We start from the raw sequence: 17257 nt of genomic DNA on the forward strand, positions 1-17257 counted from the left end.
GCCTCGTCGTGCCGACGTGCGCGTATGGAACATATCTCCTTTGGGACCGATGGGTGGCGCGCCACGTTGGACACGTTCACCGACGAGCGCGTCCGAATCGTCGGCCAAGCGGTTGCAGACTACCTTCGCGAAGAGGGCTACACCGACCCCGTGTTCGTCGGATACGACGCCCGTGAGACGTCGCCCGGATTCGCCGAGTCACTCGCCGAAGTCGTCGCCGGCAACGGGTTCGACGTACTCATGCCCGAACGAGACTGCCCGACGCCACTCGTCGCCTACGCCATCGCGGACCGCGGCCTCTCGGGTGCGCTGATGGTCACTGCCTCTCACAACCCGCCGGAGTACAACGGTGTGAAGTTCATCCCGTCCGACGGTGCACCTGCGCTGCCCGAGGTGACCGACGCCGTCGCCGCCTACCTCGCCGAACCCGACTTGCTCCCCGAATCGGAACGCGGCACTATCGAACGCGTCGACGTCGTCTCGCCACACGCCGACCACGCCCTCGAACTCGTCGGTGACGACCTGTCTGGCCAGACAATCGTCTACGACGCCATGCACGGCAGTGGTCGCGGCGTCACCGACGCACTCCTCGAATCGGCCGGCGCGGACGTCGTCCGTCTCCGCTGTAACCGCGACGCGGAGTTCGGTGGCAACCCGCCGGAACCCTCGGCGGAGAACCTCGAAGAACTCTCCGAGGCACTCATCGACCTGGGTGCTGACCTCGGCGTCGCGAACGACGGTGACGCCGACCGACTCGCCATCGCGACACCCAAGCGTGGCGTCCTCGACGAGAACCTCTTTTTCGCCGCCGTCTACGACTATCTGCTCGAATCGGACGCCGGCCCCGCCATCCGAACGGTTTCGACGACGTTCCTCATCGACCGTATCGCAGAGGCACACGGCGAGGAAGTCTTCGAGACGGCAGTCGGATTCAAGTGGGTCGCAGACGCGATGCGCGAACACGACGCCCTGATGGGTGGCGAGGAGTCTGGCGGGTTCACCGTCCGAGGCCACGTCCGCGAGAAAGACGGCGTGCTGATGGCGCTCCTCGCGGCCACTGCCGCCGCCGAGGAGGACTTCGACGCCCGACTGGACCGCATCGAAGACGAGTACGGCGAAATCGTCGCCGACAAGATTAGCATCGACTGTCCGGACGGCGAGAAAGCGCGTGTCATCGACGAACTCGACGACGAACTGCCGGAGACAGTCGCCGGGCGCGACATCGCCAAAGTCGTCACACTCGACGGGTTCAAACTCCTCTTGGACGACGGGTCGTGGCTTCTCGTCCGCCCGTCGGGCACGGAACCGAAGATGCGAGTCTACGCCGAAGCAGGGAGTGAAGATGCGGTCTCTGCGCTCCTCGAAGCGGGTCGCGAACTCGTCGAACCGCTCGTCTAAGACTCTCTGTCGTCGTCTGTTTCACTCGCATCGGGTCGAACGATTCCGCGGTACGCGGGCGTGAAGAGGGGCAGCGTCTGCGCGTGGTCGGTCAGTGAGACGGCGTCACCGTTCGACTCCACGAGGTTGGCCGCTTCGAGTTTCGGCAGGTGAACGTGGACGATACCGGCCTGCGCCTGTTCGACGATTTGGATATCGACCTGATTCGGTGGCCGGTCCGTCGTCCGAACAGCGAGTGCGATAGCGAGGTCCCACAACGAGACTGGGTCAGTCCTGTCGTGGAGATATTCGAGGACGTACCGGCGAGAGGGGTCCGCGAGCGCGTCGAACACCCGATTCCAGTCGGTGAGTATCCTGTCGCGTCGTTCTCGGTTTGCCATGAGGTCGGCCCTCTAACCCTTACCGTCCCGCCGATTTACACGTGTCGGTTGTTAACTCGTACCGTACGGGTTCTCACAACGTTCCGCGGAACCGGTCGTCGCTGGCGTCGCCCGCGGGTTCGATAGTGAATCCGAGCGACTCGTAGAAGGGGCGGACAGTGGCGTCGAACTCGGCGGCGAGGCGGCCCTCTCGCGCCACTGCGGCATCGACGAGAGCGGTTCCAATCCCACGGCCACGCCGACTCGGCGCGACGGCCACTGCTTCGACGTACTCGCCGTCGAGGACGAGGACGCCCACGACTCGGCCGGACACGTCGGCGACGAGACACGCGCCGGTGTCGAGTCGTTCCCGCACGTCGCTGGCGTCCATCTCGAGGAGGCCAGCGTCGAGGATACGCATGACTGTGACGAACTCCGAGGAGTCCCCGTCGCGGACGACGACGTCGCTCATCGTCGGCGTTCGGTGACGAGAGCAGATAGGTCCGGCGGGTCGTCAGTCGCTGCCGCCTTTGATGAGGCGGAGCACCTGCACCCGGTCGACTTCGACTGGTTGGTCTTCGGGGACGGGTGTGCCATCGACGAGGACGGACACTTCGTGGGGGCTGAGTTCGACTGCCTTCACGAGGTCCGCGTAGGTTCCGTCGTCGCCGACGGTCACGTCGTGTGTCTCCTCGCCGACGACTTCGACGGTTACGTCCATGGTCTGGCGTGGGGCGGGCGGAGATTTCAGTCCGTCGGCTTGGGTGTTCACGGGGAGACAACCTTCTCGAAATCCATAACATGTCAATATTTAAACTAATTTCTGTCGAATGTCCAGACGGTGTTCACCGACACCGAGAGGAGACCGAAACTATGCCAACGTACATCACACTGTGGAACTACACCCAGCGAGGTATCGAACACATCGACGACAGCCCGAGTCGGCTCGACTCCGCGACCGACCTCATCGAGTCGCTCGGTGGCGAACTCCACGCGTTCTACCTCACGATGGGGCAGTACGACCTCGTCACCGTCATCGAGATGCCGGACGACGACGCGGCGGCCAAAGCGATGCTCAGAATCGGGCAATCGGGTGCCGTCAAGGGCGCGACCCTGAAGGCGTGGCCGGAAGACGACTACCGCGAACTCATCGAGAACCTGCCCTGAACACACGCACCGCCCTCGCCCCTGCCCTCGTTTTTTGCCGTCCATCGCCTCGCGACGCCACTGTCTCGGACGCTTTATGTGCGCGGCCATCTGTGACATGGATATGAGCGAGGCCGCGGAGTCGGGCGACACCCCGGCGGGTCGCGAAATCTGGATCGAGAAGTACCGACCGCAGACCCTCGACGACGTCTACGGTCAGGAAGAAATCGTCGAGCGACTGCGGAGCTACATCGAGCGCGACGACTTGCCCCACCTGCTGTTTGCGGGCCCGGCGGGCGTCGGCAAGACCACCTCCGCGACGGCCATCGCCCGCGCCATCTACGGCGACGACTGGCGGGGGAACTTCCTCGAACTCAACGCGTCGGACCAGCGCGGCATCGACGTCGTTCGAGACCGAATCAAGAACTTCGCGCGCTCGTCGTTCGGTGGGCACGACTACCGCATCATCTTCCTCGACGAGGCGGACTCGCTGACCAACGACGCGCAGTCTGCCCTCCGCCGGACGATGGAGCAGTTCTCGGACAACACGCGGTTCATCCTCTCGTGTAACTACTCCTCGAAGATTATCGACCCCATCCAGTCTCGATGTGCCGTCTTCCGCTTTTCGCCGCTCGGTGACGACGCAATCGCCGACCAGACGCGAGATATCGCCGAGGCGGAGGGTATCGAACTCACCGACGACGGCCTCGACGCACTCGTCTACGCCGCCGGCGGCGACATGCGTCGCGCCATCAACTCCCTGCAGGCCGCCGCGACGACGGGCGAAGTCGTGGACGAAGAAGCAGTCTACATGATTACGTCGACTGCCCGCCCCGAAGACATCGAGGAGATGGTTCGGTCGGCCATCGACGGCGATTTCACGACTGCTCGCAAGAAGTTGGAGACGCTCATCGTCGATACCGGGATGGCCGGCGGCGACATCATCGACCAACTCCACCGCTCGGTCTGGGACTTCGACTTGGACGAACGCACGGCGGTCCGTCTGATGGAGCGAATCGGCGAGGCCGATTACCGTATCTCCGAAGGGGCGAACGAACAGGTCCAACTCGAAGCGCTTCTCGCGTCGCTCGCGCTTTCACAGAACTAACGCCGCTAACGCCGCTAACGTCGCTTTTCTTCGTCACAGACCGACCACCACGGCTCTTTGTCGGCGGCCGTCACGTTCGGAACTCGAACCGCGCCCCACCGTCGGGACTGTCGGTCACGAGGACCGTCCACCCGTGCGCCTCGGCGATAGATTCCACGATTGTGAGTCCGTAGCCGATACCGTCGTCACCGGTCGTCTCACCGGGTTCGAACACCGAGTCGCGTCGCTCCGGTTCGATACCGGGGCCATCGTCCTGAATGTAGAACCCACCGTCGACGCCGCCGACGTCGATGGTGACGTCGTCGCCGCCGTGTTCGATTGCGTTCCGAAACAGGTTGCCGAGCAGTTCCGCGAGTCGGTCTTCGTCGGCGTCCACGACGGTTCCCTCGGCCGTCTGTAACGTCGCGTTCGCCGACTCGACGCTCGCCCACGCTTGCTTGGCGACGGTCCGAAGGTCGATTGGCATCGTCTCGTCGACGAGTTGACCACGTCGAGCGAGCGACAGCAGGTCGTCGACGAGCGCCTCCATCTGGTCGAGTGCGTTCTCCACCGTGTCGAAGCGTTCGTCTTCGCCGGTCGCACGGGCGAGTTCGAGGTTGCCGCGAGCGACGCCGAGTGGGTTTCGCAGGTCGTGACTCACGATGTTCGCGAACTCTTCGAGGCGCTCGTTCTGCCGTTCTAACTCTTCTTCGCGCTCCTTGCGCTCGGTGATGTCGGTGTAGATGGCGTATCCAGACCCGCGTTCTTCGCCGGGCGACAACGGAACGACGTTCAGGATGAACTCGCGGATGCCTTCGTCGGCCCGGCGGCGAACCTCACCACGGTAACTCTCCCCCACCGCGACGCGCAGTTCGGGGATGTCGTCGCCATCGTCGGCGTCGGCCGCCGTCGCAGTCGCTGGCGGAACCACTCGTCCGAGGAGGTCGGTGCCGACCACGTCGACGGCGTCGTATCCGAAGATGTCCTCGAACGCTCGGTTGACGTCCGTGACGGTGACGACGCCGTCTTCGACGTCGTAGGCGACTGCCGCGTCGGAGACGTGTGCGAAGAGGGCGCTGGACCGGTCGCGTTCTTCGCGGAGGTGAGACTCCGCCTCGATACGGTCGGCGGTGACGGCGACGTGGGCCATGAGCAACTCGGTCAACTCCGCGTCGGTTTCGTCGAACGCGTTCGGGACGTACGACGCGGCCTGAAAGACGGCGATGTCGGCGATTGGGACGCTCAATCCGGAGCGATACGTCCGTTTCACCGGTTTGGCGTCGGAGTCGCTGGCGATGTCCTCGACGAGTTGCGTCTCGCCGGTTCGGTACGTCTTGGCGGCGATGCCTCCTTCTTCGTCGACTGAGACGCGTTCTGCACCGTCCTCGGGGGCGTCCGAGGAGATGGCCGTCGGGACGATTTCGTCGCCTTCGATTACGCCGATGTAACTCAGGTGGAAGTCGAGGATGTCGTCGGTAATCTCGACGGTGCGTTCGAACAGTTCGGTGAGGCTCGTCGTCGCGGCCAGTTCGGTCGCACCGTGATGGAGACGCTCGATTTGCTCGCGACTGTGACGCATCGCCGCCTCCGTCTCGATACGTGCCCGCGTCTCCGAGACGTACGAGACGAGGAGTTCGGCCAGTCGCAGGTCCGTCTCGTCGTAGGCGTCCTTCTCGTTCGAAATCGCCTGGAAGACGCCCGTCTCGCCCATCGGGACGCTCACCACGGACCGATACGCCGGGTCGTTCGGTGCGGCGTTCGGATGACTCTGGATGTCGTCGACGAGATACGACTCCTGTGTCTGGTACGTCTCCCCGAGAATCCCCAGGTCGGTCGGTATCGGTCCGGTCCCGACCATGTCTTCGCTGTTCGCGCGGATGTAGAACCCGTCGTCCTCGTGGACGACGAACGAGGTGTTGTCGAACTCGAGGATGTGTTCTGCGAGTCCGATTGCCCGGTCGTACAGTTCGTCGACAGTCTCGGCGGTGATGAGTTCCGTCGTCCCCTCGTAGAGTCGTTTCAGTCGGTCCCGTTCTGTGCCGGCGCTGTCGCCGACGGCGTCGCCGGAGCGCTGTGAGAGAAGCCACTGAATCTGCGTCTGGAGTGACTCTGTGTCGCCGCGTCGGACGTAACCGTCGAATCGGCCGGGTGAGTCGACGTCGCTGGGGTCGGTATCGGTGTACAGAATCGTCGGCGCGCGGTCGGAGGGCGTCGCGTCCGGGTCGGTGACGACGACGCAGGCGGGAGTTTCAGACGTTAAACCGTCGCTCATCGACGCAATCGTGACCTCCGGCCCGAGGTCGACGTCGCAGTCGAAATCGCTGTCGACGACTACTACCAGTTCCGCCGCGTGCACGAGTTTCGTTATCCGAGGATAACGAGAAATATAACCGTTGCGGCATGTTCTCCCGTCTCAAGCACCTGCCCGATTTCTCGATAGGTTGGCCGCGTCCGACAGTCCGCAGTCGTGACGGTCGGTTGGCCGCCGTCGGTCAGTTGAGCGACCAGAATCCGTAGTTGAGAACCGTCGCGAACGAGACCCACAGGAGATACGGGACGAGGAGGGCGGCGGCCCGTCGGTCCACGAGTGCGAACTCGCGCATGGTCGCGAGAATCGCCCCGAGGAGGACGACGATGACGACGAGACCCGTCGCCGGCGACTGGAGTCCGAAGAACGCGAACGACCACGCGACGTTGACGACGAGGTGGCCGCCGAAGATGGCGAGCGCCCGGCGACTGCGGGGGTGACCACTCCGAGAGACGAGGAATGCGGCGACGCCCATCAGCGTAAAGAGCGTTATCCAAACGGGGCCGAACACCCAGTTCGGCGGTGCGAACTCCGGTCTGACGAGGGTGGCGTACCACGAGTCGATTGCGGTGACAGTGAAGACGCTCCCGACGGCACCGGCGAGTTGCGCGAGGACGACCCACGCGAGGAGTTCGACGGCGGGTCGGCGGCGGACGGATGCGAGTTCCATACTACTGTATACGCCCGCGAGGAAATGAACGACACGGCCGGTGTGGTCGATATTGCCCGGAATCGGGCGTCTCCGGCTATTTCCCGGAACTGTTTTACCCGACGGTAGACCAGACTTTGGCAATGAGCGAACTCGAAGCGGAGTACCGCCTCGACTATTTCGAAGAGGAGGGCTTCTACCGGAAGCAGTGCCCCGTGACGGGCGTGTACTTCTGGACGCGTGACCCGGACCGAGAGACGTGTGGCGAACCCCCGGCGGACGACTACACGTTCATCGACAACCCCGGATTCGACCAGGAGTACACCTTAGAGGAGATGCGAGAGAAGTTCCTCTCGTTCTTCGAAGAACACGACCACGAGCGAATCGACCCCTATCCAGTCGCCGCGAACCGCTGGCGTGACGACGTTCTCTTGACGCAGGCGTCTATCTACGACTTCCAGCCACTCGTCACGTCCGGCGAGACGCCGCCGCCGGCGAACCCGCTGACCATCTCGCAACCCTGTATCCGGATGCAGGACATCGACAACGTGGGCAAGACCGGACGCCACACGATGGCGTTCGAGATGATGGCTCACCACGCGTTCAACGCCCGCGAAGAGGCCGGTGACGAGTACGCCTACTCGGGCGAAGTCTACTGGAAGGACGAGACGGTCCGCCTCTGCGACGAGTTCTTCGAATCGCTCGGTGCCGACATCTCCGAAATCACCTACATCGAAGACCCGTGGGTCGGTGGCGGCAACGCCGGCCCGGCGTTCGAAGTGCTCTACCGCGGCGCGGAACTCGCCACCCTCGTCTTCATGTCGATGAAGCAGGACCCAGACGGCGAGTACGAACTCAAAGACGGGAACAACTACGCGCCGATGGACACGTACATCGTCGACACGGGGTACGGCCTCGAACGGTGGACGTGGGTCTCTCAGGGGACGCCGACAGTCTACGAGGCCGTCTACCCCGACATGATAGACTTCCTCAAGGAGAACGCCGGCATCGAACACACCGACGAGGAAGAAGAACTCATCCACCGCGCGGCGAAACTCTCGGGCCACCTCGACATCGACGAAATCGACGACCTGGCGACGGCACGCGCCGAAGTCGCAGGCGAACTCGACGTCGACGAGGAGACACTCACCTCGCTGCTCCGCCCCCTCGAAGACATCTACGCTATCGCCGACCACTGCCGCACGCTCGCGTACATGTTCGGTGACGGCATCGTCCCGTCGAACGTCGGGACGGGCTATCTCGCCCGCATGGTGCTTCGCCGCACCAAGCGCCTCGTCGACAACCTCGGCGTGGACGCTCCCCTCGACGAACTCGTGGACATGCAGGCCGAGCGACTGGACTACCAGAACCGCGACACCATCCGCGACATCGTCCGCAGTGAAGAGCGCAAGTACAGAAAGACGCTCGAACGCGGGTCGCGACGCGTCCAGCAACTCGCCGACGAGTACGCCGAGAAGGGCGAACCCATCCCGGTGGACGAACTCATCGAACTGTACGACTCCCACGGCATCCAACCCGACATGGTTCAGGATATCGCCGAGGAGCGCGGTGCGACGGTGGATATCCCCGACGACTTCTACTCGCTCGTCGCGGACCGCCACGAACAGGTCGACAGCGAGGCGGTGACGGCCGAACAGGACGAACGCCTCGGTAACCTCCCCGCGACGGACAAACTCTACTACGACGACCAGGAGCGAACCGAGTTCGAAGCCGTCGTCTTGGACGTGTTCGAACGCGAGGAGGGGTACGACGTGGTCTTAGACCAGACGATGTTCTACCCCGAAGGCGGTGGCCAACCCGCCGACCACGGGACGCTCTCGACGGACGACGCGACGGTCGAAGTGAGCGACGTGCAGATAGAAGGCGACGTGGTGCTCCACCGCACCGACGAGGACCCGGGCAAGGGCGAGTTCGTCCGCGGTCAACTCGACGTGGAGCGCCGTCGCCGCTTGATGCGACACCACACGGCGACACACGTCATCGGCCACGCCATCCGGACGGTCCTCGGTGACCACATCCGGCAGGCCGGTGCCTCGAAAGGTGTCGACCGCTCGCGCCTCGACGTGTCGCACTACGAGCGAATCACCCGCGAGGAAGTCAAGCAAATCGAGCGCGTCGCCAACGAACTCGTGATGCGCAACATCCCGGTCAAACAGGAGTGGCCCGACCGGAACGACGCCGAGAACAAATACGGATTCGACCTCTATCAGGGCGGTATCCCGCCGGGAGAGAAGATTCGCCTCATCCACGTCGGTAGTGACGTGCAGGCGTGTGGTGGGACCCACGTCAAGCGAACCGGCGACATCGGCGCCATCAAAGTGCTGAACACCGAACCGGTGCAAGACGGCGTCGAACGCGTCGTCTTCGCTGCCGGCGACGCGGCCATCGAGGCCACCCAGCGCACCGAAGACGCGCTCTACGAGGCCGGTGCCGTCCTCGACGTGAACCCCGAAGACGTGCCCGAGACGGCCGAGCGCTTCTTCACCGAGTGGAAAGAACGCGGCAAGACCATCGACCGACTCAAGACGGAACTCGCGGAGGCGCGCGCCGCCGCGGGTGCCGACGAAGTCGATATCGACGGCACGCCCGCCGTCATCCAGCGACTCGACAGTGACGCAGACGAACTCCGTGCGACGGCCAACGCCCTCGTCGAAGAAGGCAAAGTCGCCGTCCTCGGGTCCGCCGCAGGCGGGTCCGCACAGTTCGTCGTGGGTGTCCCCGACGGCGTCGGCATCAACGCCGGACAGGTCGTCGGCCAACTCGCGCAGAAAGTCGGTGGTGGCGGCGGCGGCCCGGCCGACTTCGCGCAGGGTGGCGGCCCGAACGTCGACGCCCTCGACGACGTCCTCGACGAGGCGTCCGACGTCCTCAAGAACGTCCTGAACGCCTAACCAACCCCTCGTCTAATTCTCACATCTGATTTTAGAGACGGCCCGGAGTGACAGGCGGTCAGACTCGAAACTCCTCGGACCGGAGAATATGGGGTTTCTCTGGTTCATTTTCGCGTTTTGGGCACTAATGCGTACATCTAAGTGCGAAAACGTGGGTATGTGTCGCTATGGGTTCTGAGGAGATTCCGCTGGACGACGACACGGCCCGGTCAGTGCTCGTTCTCGACAGTGATATCTGCTCGGAACCACTCGCACTCACTGCCGTCCCGAACCCGCGACTGCTCGCGGTCGATTTCACGCCACGAAGCACGGGGAACCCCGACGACTGGGAGGAGCGACTGGCTATTCGGCCGACGGAACTCGTCGCCGTCACGACGGAGACGCGCGACGCCGACGCAGTCGGTGCCGACGAGGTCGAGCAGGTCACCTCGCCGGCGGACCTGACCGGACTCGGGATGAAGGCGACGAAGCACCTCTCTCGGTGGGAGGCCGACGCCGACGGAGACGACGCGACGACGCCAATCGTCGTCTTCGACTCGCTCACCATCCTCTTTCAGTACGCCGGATTACAGTCGATATTCAAGTTCGTCCACACGCTGACGACGCGCATCGCCAACGTCGATGGATACGGCGTCTTCTTCCTGGACCCCGTCACGCAGGACGACAAGACTGTCCACACGCTCTCGTCGGTGTTCGACGCCATCGCCCGTCGCTCCGGCGACGAGTGGGACATCGTCACCAGATGAGGAGTGGGACGTCTCCGTTCGGTGACGAACGTCCGAGTCGCCCGCCCAGACGGCCACGCCTAAGTCCGTCGCCCGCCGACCTGCGGGTATGCCAACGGCATCGAGAGATGGGACCGACCTCTACTACGAGACGGACGGCGACGGTGAGACAGTCGTCTTCGTCGGCGACGCGGGATACGGTGGCTGGCAGTGGGGATGGCAGTACGCCGCAGTCACGGGGCCATACGAAGCACTCGTAACCGACCTCCGAGGGACCGGTCGCTCCGACGCACCGCCCGGCCCGTACTCCGTCGAGATGCTCGTCGCCGATTTGGAGGCGATTCTCTCGGATGCAGGCGTTCGAAAGGCGCACGTCGTCGGTCTGGGCCTCGGCGGGATGGTCGGATTGGCGGCCGCACAGACGACGTCCCGAGTTCGGAGTCTGACCCTCGTCGGCACCGCAGCGTCGGGTGCGGACGTCGATGCCGACCCACTCTACGGCGCGCCGTCGGACGCTCGCGCGCTCCGCGAGTCGCTCACGCCGGCGCTCTCCGACGAGTTCCGCGAGGAGCAACCCGACGTGGTCGAACGAATCGTCGAGTGGCGAGCGGTGGAAGACGCGACGCCTGACGCGTGGACGGCACAAACTGCCGCTATCGCGGACTACGACGCCGGCCCACTCTACGAGGTGACGGTGCCGACGCTCGTCGTTCACGGCACTGCGGACCCCGTCTGGCCAGTCGAAGGCGGGCGCGCCCTCGCAGACGGCCTGCCACGAGGGCGGTTCGAATCGTTCGACGGCGCACACCACCTCGTCACCGTCGAGCGGTCACGTCTCGTCAACGACGCACTCGTCGGCTTTCTCGAATCGCTCGACGACTGACGGCGACACGCTCGTCGCGGTTCCGCACTCGTCTGTCACCGTCGTCGGCAGATGCCCTCTCGTCGCAACTTCTTTCGTCCCGCACCTACTGTTTATCTTCAATGAACCGACCTCGACTCGCCTTCTTGGACGCGTCCCACGGCGACGAGAACACCCGGCGCAACTTCAGACGTGAACTAGATGCCGACCTCGTCGAGTACGACGTGACCGAGGGCGTCCTCCCCGACCACTTCGACTACGACGGTATCGTCGTCACGGGGTCGGCGTCGTCAGTCTACTGGGACGACGAGTGGATTCGGGCGCTCGTCTCGTACGTCGCCGAGGCGGACGACCGGGGGATTCCACTCTTCGGCGTCTGTTTCGGCCATCAGGTCGTCGCCGAGGCGCTCGGCGGCAGCGTCGACGACATGGGTGCCTTCGAACTGGGCTACAACCAAATCCGGCGGACTACGACCGACGAGGGGGACGACCTGCTCGCGGGCATCGGCGAGCGATTCACCGTGTTCACGTCGCACGGCGACACCGTCGTCGAACTTCCGTCCGGTGCCGACCTGCTCGCCGAAAACGAGTACGGCGTCCACGCGTTCCGCCGTCACCACGCGTTCGGCGTCCAGTTCCACCCAGAGTACGACACGAAGACTGCAGAGCACATCGCGCGTTCGAAGGACTTCCTCCCCGACGAGCAGATTCGGTCCGTCCTCGACGGCATCTCCTCGGAGAACTACGACGCCGCCTGTGAGACGAAACGCCTGTTCGACAACTTCGTCGCGTACGTGAACGACGTTCGCTCGGCGTCGGCGAACCGGGCGGCCTGAGTCGTTGGCCCGCCTCTGAGTCCACGTCTTTCTCTCTTCCCCGCCTCACTCTCGTCTCGCGCCTCGTGTCTCGGTTCGACAGGCTCTGTCGAAATCCACATAGGTTGACAGAGGTGGCGTGACAAAGACAGAGGATGAGTTCAGCAGAAAGCGAGTTCGATATAGAGACAAGATTCGCGTGATGAACGGTTGAGTTATTCACTCTCGCCTACGAACCCTGCAACCACCCCAACCGCGCCGACGACTATTCCTAGATTGACCACCAGCTGGAAACTGCTTCCGGGCTCGACAAGCCAGTAGAATCCTCCAAATGTAACTAGCACTAATGCGAACAACTCGACGAGAATCGCCTGTTTAACATCCATTATTGGTGGAATGTGTGGTTCCCGTCTAACGGTTCCGATACTGTCACCGTTCTTTCTTATTCGATGACCGACTCGCGCGCTGTATTCAGCACGAACGAGAAAGCGGACTCACGATTCGACAATAGCGATTAGACCCGCCTCTTCCTTGCGAGATTAGGCGTTTTCGTCTATCCACTCACAGAAGGCATCGAAATCGTGTGCTCCGGCACTCTCAGCGATACTTCGGAGCGTCCCGGTGCGTAGCTCGCTATGCAGCGGGACGGTCACCTGTCGACGGTCAGCTTCGTTCGTCGGGTGCTCGTAGTACAGTTGAGCGTGGTCCCCAGTCGTTCGTCGCCACTCGAACCCACCGACGTTGACTAGAACCTTCACTACCTCCATCCCGGAGAACGTTCGCCGCCCCATCGATTAGTCGAGGACGTCCGGCGGTTCTTGGTCACCAGTGGTGTTGTTCGCGGGGTCGATTCCTAGTGCACGAAGTTCTTCGTCCGTCGGTTCGCGTCCACGCTTCCCGGTGTGGACTGCGACAGCATCGTCGAGGTTATTCAGTGCTTCTTCTCTGGACTCACCCTGTGTGGTCACGCCCGTATCGACGTCCTTCGCGATCCACCAGCCGTCCTCTTGCCAGAGACGAATCTCGCCATCGTTGGCGTCGCCGTTCCGAGTCGAACTGGCCATCTTACTCATAGTTGCCGGATGAACTGTATAAGCATTCGGCATACTGCTCTCGCCCGAAGACGAGCACGTAATTTCGCCAAGCAGATGCTCATATTCGAACAAACTTGATGACCAACTTACGCCCTGCATTCAGCACGGCACCGGAAACGTATCCTCAATCGAGGACTTCGACAGAGCCGTTCGACACCTGTATCGTGCCACCAGTTCTCACGCGAACGAATCGTTTTTCACCGCCCCATACCGACGAAGTATCATGCTCGATTATCTAGGACTGGAGGAGGACCTGACCGGGGAAGAGAAACTCGTCCGCGACGAGGCCCGACGCTTCGTCGAAGACAAGGTCAAACCCGACATCGGCGAGCACTTCGAGCAGGGGACGTTCCCGACGGAACTCATCTCCGAGATGGGGGAACTCGGGTTCTACGCGCCCAATCTCGAAGGCTACGGACTCCCCGGACTCGGTGACCGTGCGTACGGTCTGTTGATGCAGGAACTCGAAGCGGGCGACTCGGGACTCCGGTCGATGGCGAGCGTGCAGGGGTCGCTCGTCATCTACCCAATCCACGCCTACGGGTCCGACGAGCAGAAAGAGAAGTGGCTTCCGGCACTCGGAACCGGTGAGGCAGTCGGCTGTTTCGGGTTGACCGAACCACAACACGGGTCGAACCCCTCGGCGATGGAGACGCGCGCCGAGAAGGACGCCGACGGATACGTGCTCAACGGGTCGAAGACGTGGATTACGAACTCTCCCATCGCGGACGTGGCCGTCGTCTGGGCGCGAGAGACGTCCGCCGAGGGGTCGCCAGTGCGCGGTTTCCTCGTCGAGACGGACCGCGACGGCGTGACGACGAACAAAATCGAGGACAAACTCTCGATGCGCGCGTCCGTGACGGGCGAAATCGGGCTCGACGACGTCTGGGTCTCTGAAGACGACGTGCTCCCCGGCGTCGAAGGGATGAAAGGTCCGCTGTCGTGTCTCACGCAGGCGCGCTACGGCATCTCGTGGGGCGTCGTCGGTGCGGCACGTGACGCCTTCGAGGACGCACTCCAGTACGCCAAAGACCGAGAGCAGTTCGGCGGCCCAATCGCGCGGTTCCAACTCCAGCAGGGGAAGTTCGCGGAGATGGCGACGCAAATCACGAACGCACAGTTGCAGGCCCATCGCCTCGCAGAACTCAAAGAACGCGGCGACTTGCGCCACCAGCACGTCTCGATGGCGAAGCGCCACAACGTCCGCGTCGCGCGCGACGTGACGCGAACCGCCCGCGAAGTGCTCGGCGGAAACGGCATCACCACCGACTACTCGCCGATGCGCCACATGGAGAACATCGAGACTGTCTACACCTACGAAGGCACCGACGACATCCACACGCTCGTGATAGGTGCCGACCTGACGGGAATCGAAGCGTTCGAGTGACGCAGGAGACTGCGTGACCTCTCCGCTTTCGGAGTCGTGCGTGGGCTGTGACAACAGTACACATACATTTATATTTCCACGGTCGTAGTGTATCGTAGAGACAGACAATGACGACATCGGCCCAGGACCGTCCAGCGGCGCTCGACCTCTCTCGCGAGGAGGCGTGGGTCGTCCACGCCGCCTTACTGGAGGCCATCGAGCGAGCAGTCGACGCAGACGAAGACCCGAACCCCGCACCTGGCCTGCTCGAACGGGTCGAAGCGGGCGAGGAAGACTTCGATAGCGCCGAACTCGACTATATCGTAGACTCACTCCGTGCGTATCGCGGTATCGCGCCGACCCGCGACCAGCACTACATCTCCCACGTCCTCGACCACATCGAGGCGGCACAGGTGTAGCGCCGCATAGACCGCTGTCGTCGCTTTTCTCGACACTGCCGACGTGACTACCGAGAGGCGTCTCTCGGTCACGCCAAACTCTCCGACTGAGACCACATTCCAATTCAGTAACAATTTTATTATCTGTCAGACAACTATCTTTTGATGCGTCCCTCCAGCGTAGCGACAGCGGCCCTCCTCGTGGTCCTCGTAACCACGGCGATTCCCGCAGGTGCCGCCAACGCACAGTACGAGTTTACAGAATCGGTGTACGAAGGAACACAGGGCGACGTCGTCGAAATCACTGTCGACGTTCCCGACACGGTGACGGGCACCTTCGACGTCCACGTCGGTAGCGAGAAAGCGAACTTCCTCGTCCACGCGACGGTCACCGATAGCGACGACGACGGCGAAGTCACCGTGGAACTCGACACGGCGACTGCAGGACAGGTGTCTCCCGACGAGGCCATCACCGTCGCGGGCGACGACTCAGTCGAGAGCGTCACACGGGACACCGACCGCCTCTCGAGTCGACTCGACGCCGGCGAGTACCAGTTGCGCGTCGGGTCGTTCGACGACCCGGCGGATACGTCGTCACTGCAGTTGCTCTCGGCGGCCCCACCGAACGAGACGGTCACGTCGTCCCCGACGACGCCGGCAGTCGAACTCGGGTTCGCCGACAGCATCGTCGTCGCGGACGCGGGTTCGGATGGTGTGGCGACGATTCCGGTTCAGTTCGGTGCTGACACCGACGTCGTGACGGTCACCGTCGCGTCGGACGACACCGGACTCGACGCCTCTGCCGACGTCGTCGACGCCGACGGCGACGGGCACGCCAACGTCACCATCGATGCCGCGACGACGGCGACGTCACCGCAACAGTACCTCTCGGTTTCGGACGGTGACCGACTCCGGAACGTCTCTCGGTCCGGGTCGGCCACGACAGTCGTCGCGGGCACCGAGTACGACCTCAGTCTCACGGTAGACGGCACCGTCGTCGACATCGGAACACTCGTCGTCGCCGAAGACCTGACCGAGACGACTGCAGTGACGACCAAGACGACTGCAGCGACGGACGAGACGCCGACCCACCAACCGACCACCACGACGACGCCCGCCCCGACCACCACGAGCGAATTACCCGGATTCGGCGCCCTCCTCGCAGGTATCGCACTCGTCGTGGCAGGATTCGTCGCGGGACGGGACTGACTGTACGAAACTCTCGACCCCGTCCCTGTCCAGCGATTTTTCCGACGTCGATGGAGACGCTTTAGTACGACACCCCGTGAAGACCACTCGACATGGCTATCGACCCGAACTTCGATTCGAACCGAGAACGAGAGGGGACCGAAAAGCTGGACGAACTTCGTTCGTCGGCAAACCAAACAGAGTTTGGTGACGGTGTCGCCGTCTGGGGACCCGTCGACCCGCCGGAGAAACTCGGTATCCACGGGACGCACGTCGCCGTCGACTACGACATCTGCCTCGCCGACGGCGCGTGTCTCGAAAACTGCCCCGTCGACGTGTTCACGTGGGTCGATACGCCCGGCCACCCCGAAAGCGAGGTGAAGGTCGAACCGACGAACGAAGACCAGTGTATCGACTGTATGCTCTGTGTCGATATCTGTCCGGTGGACGCCATCGACGTGGACGCCTCCCGGCAGGCCTGATATCGCCGGCGACGCCGCCCGACGACGAACACCGCCTGCTGAGTTCTGACGCGGACTCCCGATTTTATCCCGTCCGAACGCGTGGCATCGGGTATGGGTCTCATCCACACCGCACTCGTCGTCTCGGACCTCGACTCGACGCTCGACTTCTACGCCGAACTCGGCCTCGAACAGACCAACGAGTTCGAACTCGGAGGGGTTCGGAACGTCTACATCGGCAGCGACGACACCGACATGGAACTCCAACTGAAGTACGACCCCACCTCGTCGGAACGGGTCGAACCGTCGGGTATCGACCACGTCGCACTCGAAGTCGACGACGTCGAACGCGTCTTCGAGGAACTCCTCGAAGCGGAACGCCCCGACGTGGTGAAACCGCCGCAGTATATCGACCCGGCGAACGCCACCGCCGCGTTCGTCAAAGACCCCGACGGGTACGTCGTAGAGTTGGTCGAATTCGACGATTGA

Annotated in this window: 20 protein-coding genes; 12 read left to right on the top strand and 8 right to left on the bottom strand. The window is 63.2% G+C overall.

Features of this window, described 5'->3' with window-relative positions; genetic code table 11:
• Positions 1-24 precede the first annotated feature (24 nt).
• Positions 25-1398: a phosphoglucomutase/phosphomannomutase family protein gene (locus tag ACK3R5_RS00255; RefSeq protein WP_411967687.1), complete on the top strand. Its 1374-nt coding sequence runs from the start codon at positions 25-27 to the stop codon at positions 1396-1398.
• Here the strand turns inward: ACK3R5_RS00255 and ACK3R5_RS00260 are convergent.
• The 3 genes from ACK3R5_RS00260 to samp2 form a co-directional block, all read right to left on the bottom strand.
• Positions 1395-1778: an ArsR family transcriptional regulator gene (locus ACK3R5_RS00260; protein ID WP_411967688.1), complete on the bottom strand. Its 384-nt coding sequence runs from the start codon at positions 1776-1778 to the stop codon at positions 1395-1397. The genes ACK3R5_RS00255 and ACK3R5_RS00260 overlap by 4 nt on opposite strands.
• 73 nt (positions 1779-1851) lie before the next feature.
• On the bottom strand, positions 1852-2229 hold the full coding sequence (locus ACK3R5_RS00265; protein WP_411965093.1) for a GNAT family N-acetyltransferase: 378 nt from the start codon (positions 2227-2229) through the stop codon (positions 1852-1854).
• A gap of 42 nt (positions 2230-2271) precedes the next feature.
• Entirely contained in the window at positions 2272-2478 is a 207-nt protein-coding gene (samp2, locus tag ACK3R5_RS00270; protein WP_411965094.1) for a ubiquitin-like small modifier protein SAMP2, read from the bottom strand.
• Positions 2479-2630: 152 nt separating this feature from the next.
• On the opposite strand from samp2, the gene ACK3R5_RS00275 reads away from it, so the two are divergent.
• Together ACK3R5_RS00275 and ACK3R5_RS00280 are read left to right on the top strand one after the other, a co-directional pair.
• Positions 2631-2924 carry a GYD domain-containing protein gene (locus ACK3R5_RS00275; RefSeq protein WP_411965095.1) on the top strand — a complete coding sequence of 98 codons (294 nt, stop codon included), beginning with the start codon at positions 2631-2633 and terminating at the stop codon, positions 2922-2924.
• A gap of 103 nt (positions 2925-3027) precedes the next feature.
• On the top strand, positions 3028-4011 hold the full coding sequence (locus ACK3R5_RS00280) for a replication factor C small subunit (protein ID WP_411965096.1): 984 nt from the start codon (positions 3028-3030) through the stop codon (positions 4009-4011).
• A gap of 70 nt (positions 4012-4081) precedes the next feature.
• On the opposite strand, the gene ACK3R5_RS00285 is transcribed toward ACK3R5_RS00280, so the two are convergent.
• On the bottom strand, positions 4082-6346 hold the full coding sequence (locus ACK3R5_RS00285) for a GAF domain-containing protein (RefSeq protein ID WP_411967689.1): 2265 nt from the start codon (positions 6344-6346) through the stop codon (positions 4082-4084).
• A 136-nt stretch (positions 6347-6482) separates the two neighbouring features.
• On the bottom strand, positions 6483-6968 hold the full coding sequence (locus ACK3R5_RS00290) for a TspO/MBR family protein (RefSeq protein WP_411965098.1): 486 nt from the start codon (positions 6966-6968) through the stop codon (positions 6483-6485).
• 122 nt (positions 6969-7090) lie between these two features.
• Between ACK3R5_RS00290 and alaS the strand changes: the two genes are divergently transcribed.
• From alaS to ACK3R5_RS00310, 4 genes are all read left to right on the top strand, one after another.
• Positions 7091-9859, top strand: coding sequence for an alanine--tRNA ligase (gene alaS, locus ACK3R5_RS00295; RefSeq protein WP_411967690.1), 2769 nt, complete (start codon positions 7091-7093; stop codon positions 9857-9859).
• Between the two features lie 167 nt (positions 9860-10026).
• Positions 10027-10605, top strand: a complete 579-nt coding sequence (locus ACK3R5_RS00300) for a hypothetical protein (protein WP_411967691.1) — start codon at positions 10027-10029, stop codon at positions 10603-10605.
• 88 nt (positions 10606-10693) lie between these two features.
• On the top strand, positions 10694-11467 hold the full coding sequence (locus ACK3R5_RS00305; protein ID WP_411967692.1) for an alpha/beta fold hydrolase: 774 nt from the start codon (positions 10694-10696) through the stop codon (positions 11465-11467).
• Positions 11468-11568: 101 nt separating this feature from the next.
• Entirely contained in the window at positions 11569-12282 is a 714-nt protein-coding gene (locus ACK3R5_RS00310; protein WP_411967693.1) for a type 1 glutamine amidotransferase, read from the top strand.
• 194 nt (positions 12283-12476) lie between these two features.
• Here ACK3R5_RS00310 and ACK3R5_RS00315 read toward each other — a convergent pair whose 3' ends face one another.
• The 3 genes from ACK3R5_RS00315 to ACK3R5_RS00325 all read right to left on the bottom strand — a co-directional run bounded on the left by ACK3R5_RS00315 (position 12477) and on the right by ACK3R5_RS00325 (position 13325).
• On the bottom strand, positions 12477-12647 hold the full coding sequence (locus ACK3R5_RS00315; RefSeq protein WP_411967694.1) for a hypothetical protein: 171 nt from the start codon (positions 12645-12647) through the stop codon (positions 12477-12479).
• 153 nt (positions 12648-12800) lie between these two features.
• Positions 12801-13052: a type II toxin-antitoxin system HicA family toxin gene (locus tag ACK3R5_RS00320; protein WP_411967695.1), complete on the bottom strand. Its 252-nt coding sequence runs from the start codon at positions 13050-13052 to the stop codon at positions 12801-12803.
• 3 nt (positions 13053-13055) lie between these two features.
• On the bottom strand, positions 13056-13325 hold the full coding sequence (locus ACK3R5_RS00325; protein ID WP_411965105.1) for a type II toxin-antitoxin system HicB family antitoxin: 270 nt from the start codon (positions 13323-13325) through the stop codon (positions 13056-13058).
• Between the two features lie 253 nt (positions 13326-13578).
• Between ACK3R5_RS00325 and ACK3R5_RS00330 the strand changes: the two genes are divergently transcribed.
• From ACK3R5_RS00330 to ACK3R5_RS00350, 5 genes are all read left to right on the top strand, one after another.
• Complete coding sequence (locus ACK3R5_RS00330) at positions 13579-14742, top strand: acyl-CoA dehydrogenase family protein (RefSeq protein WP_411965106.1); 1164 nt, start codon at positions 13579-13581, stop codon at positions 14740-14742.
• 107 nt (positions 14743-14849) lie between these two features.
• On the top strand, positions 14850-15140 hold the full coding sequence (locus ACK3R5_RS00335; RefSeq protein WP_411965107.1) for a hypothetical protein: 291 nt from the start codon (positions 14850-14852) through the stop codon (positions 15138-15140).
• 144 nt (positions 15141-15284) lie between these two features.
• A complete protein-coding gene (locus tag ACK3R5_RS00340) occupies positions 15285-16328 on the top strand; it encodes a PGF-CTERM sorting domain-containing protein (RefSeq protein WP_411967696.1) in 1044 nt (347 codons plus the stop codon).
• 92 nt (positions 16329-16420) lie between these two features.
• Positions 16421-16789, top strand: coding sequence for a ferredoxin family protein (locus ACK3R5_RS00345; protein ID WP_411965109.1), 369 nt, complete (start codon positions 16421-16423; stop codon positions 16787-16789).
• Between the two features lie 93 nt (positions 16790-16882).
• The gene (locus ACK3R5_RS00350) at positions 16883-17257 is read left to right on the top strand and encodes a VOC family protein (RefSeq protein ID WP_411965110.1); all 375 of its coding nucleotides are present in this window, start codon (positions 16883-16885) and stop codon (positions 17255-17257) included.

The sequence above is a fragment of the Haloferax sp. YSSS75 genome (assembly GCF_046764215.1).
Classification (GTDB): domain Archaea; phylum Halobacteriota; class Halobacteria; order Halobacteriales; family Haloferacaceae; genus Haloferax.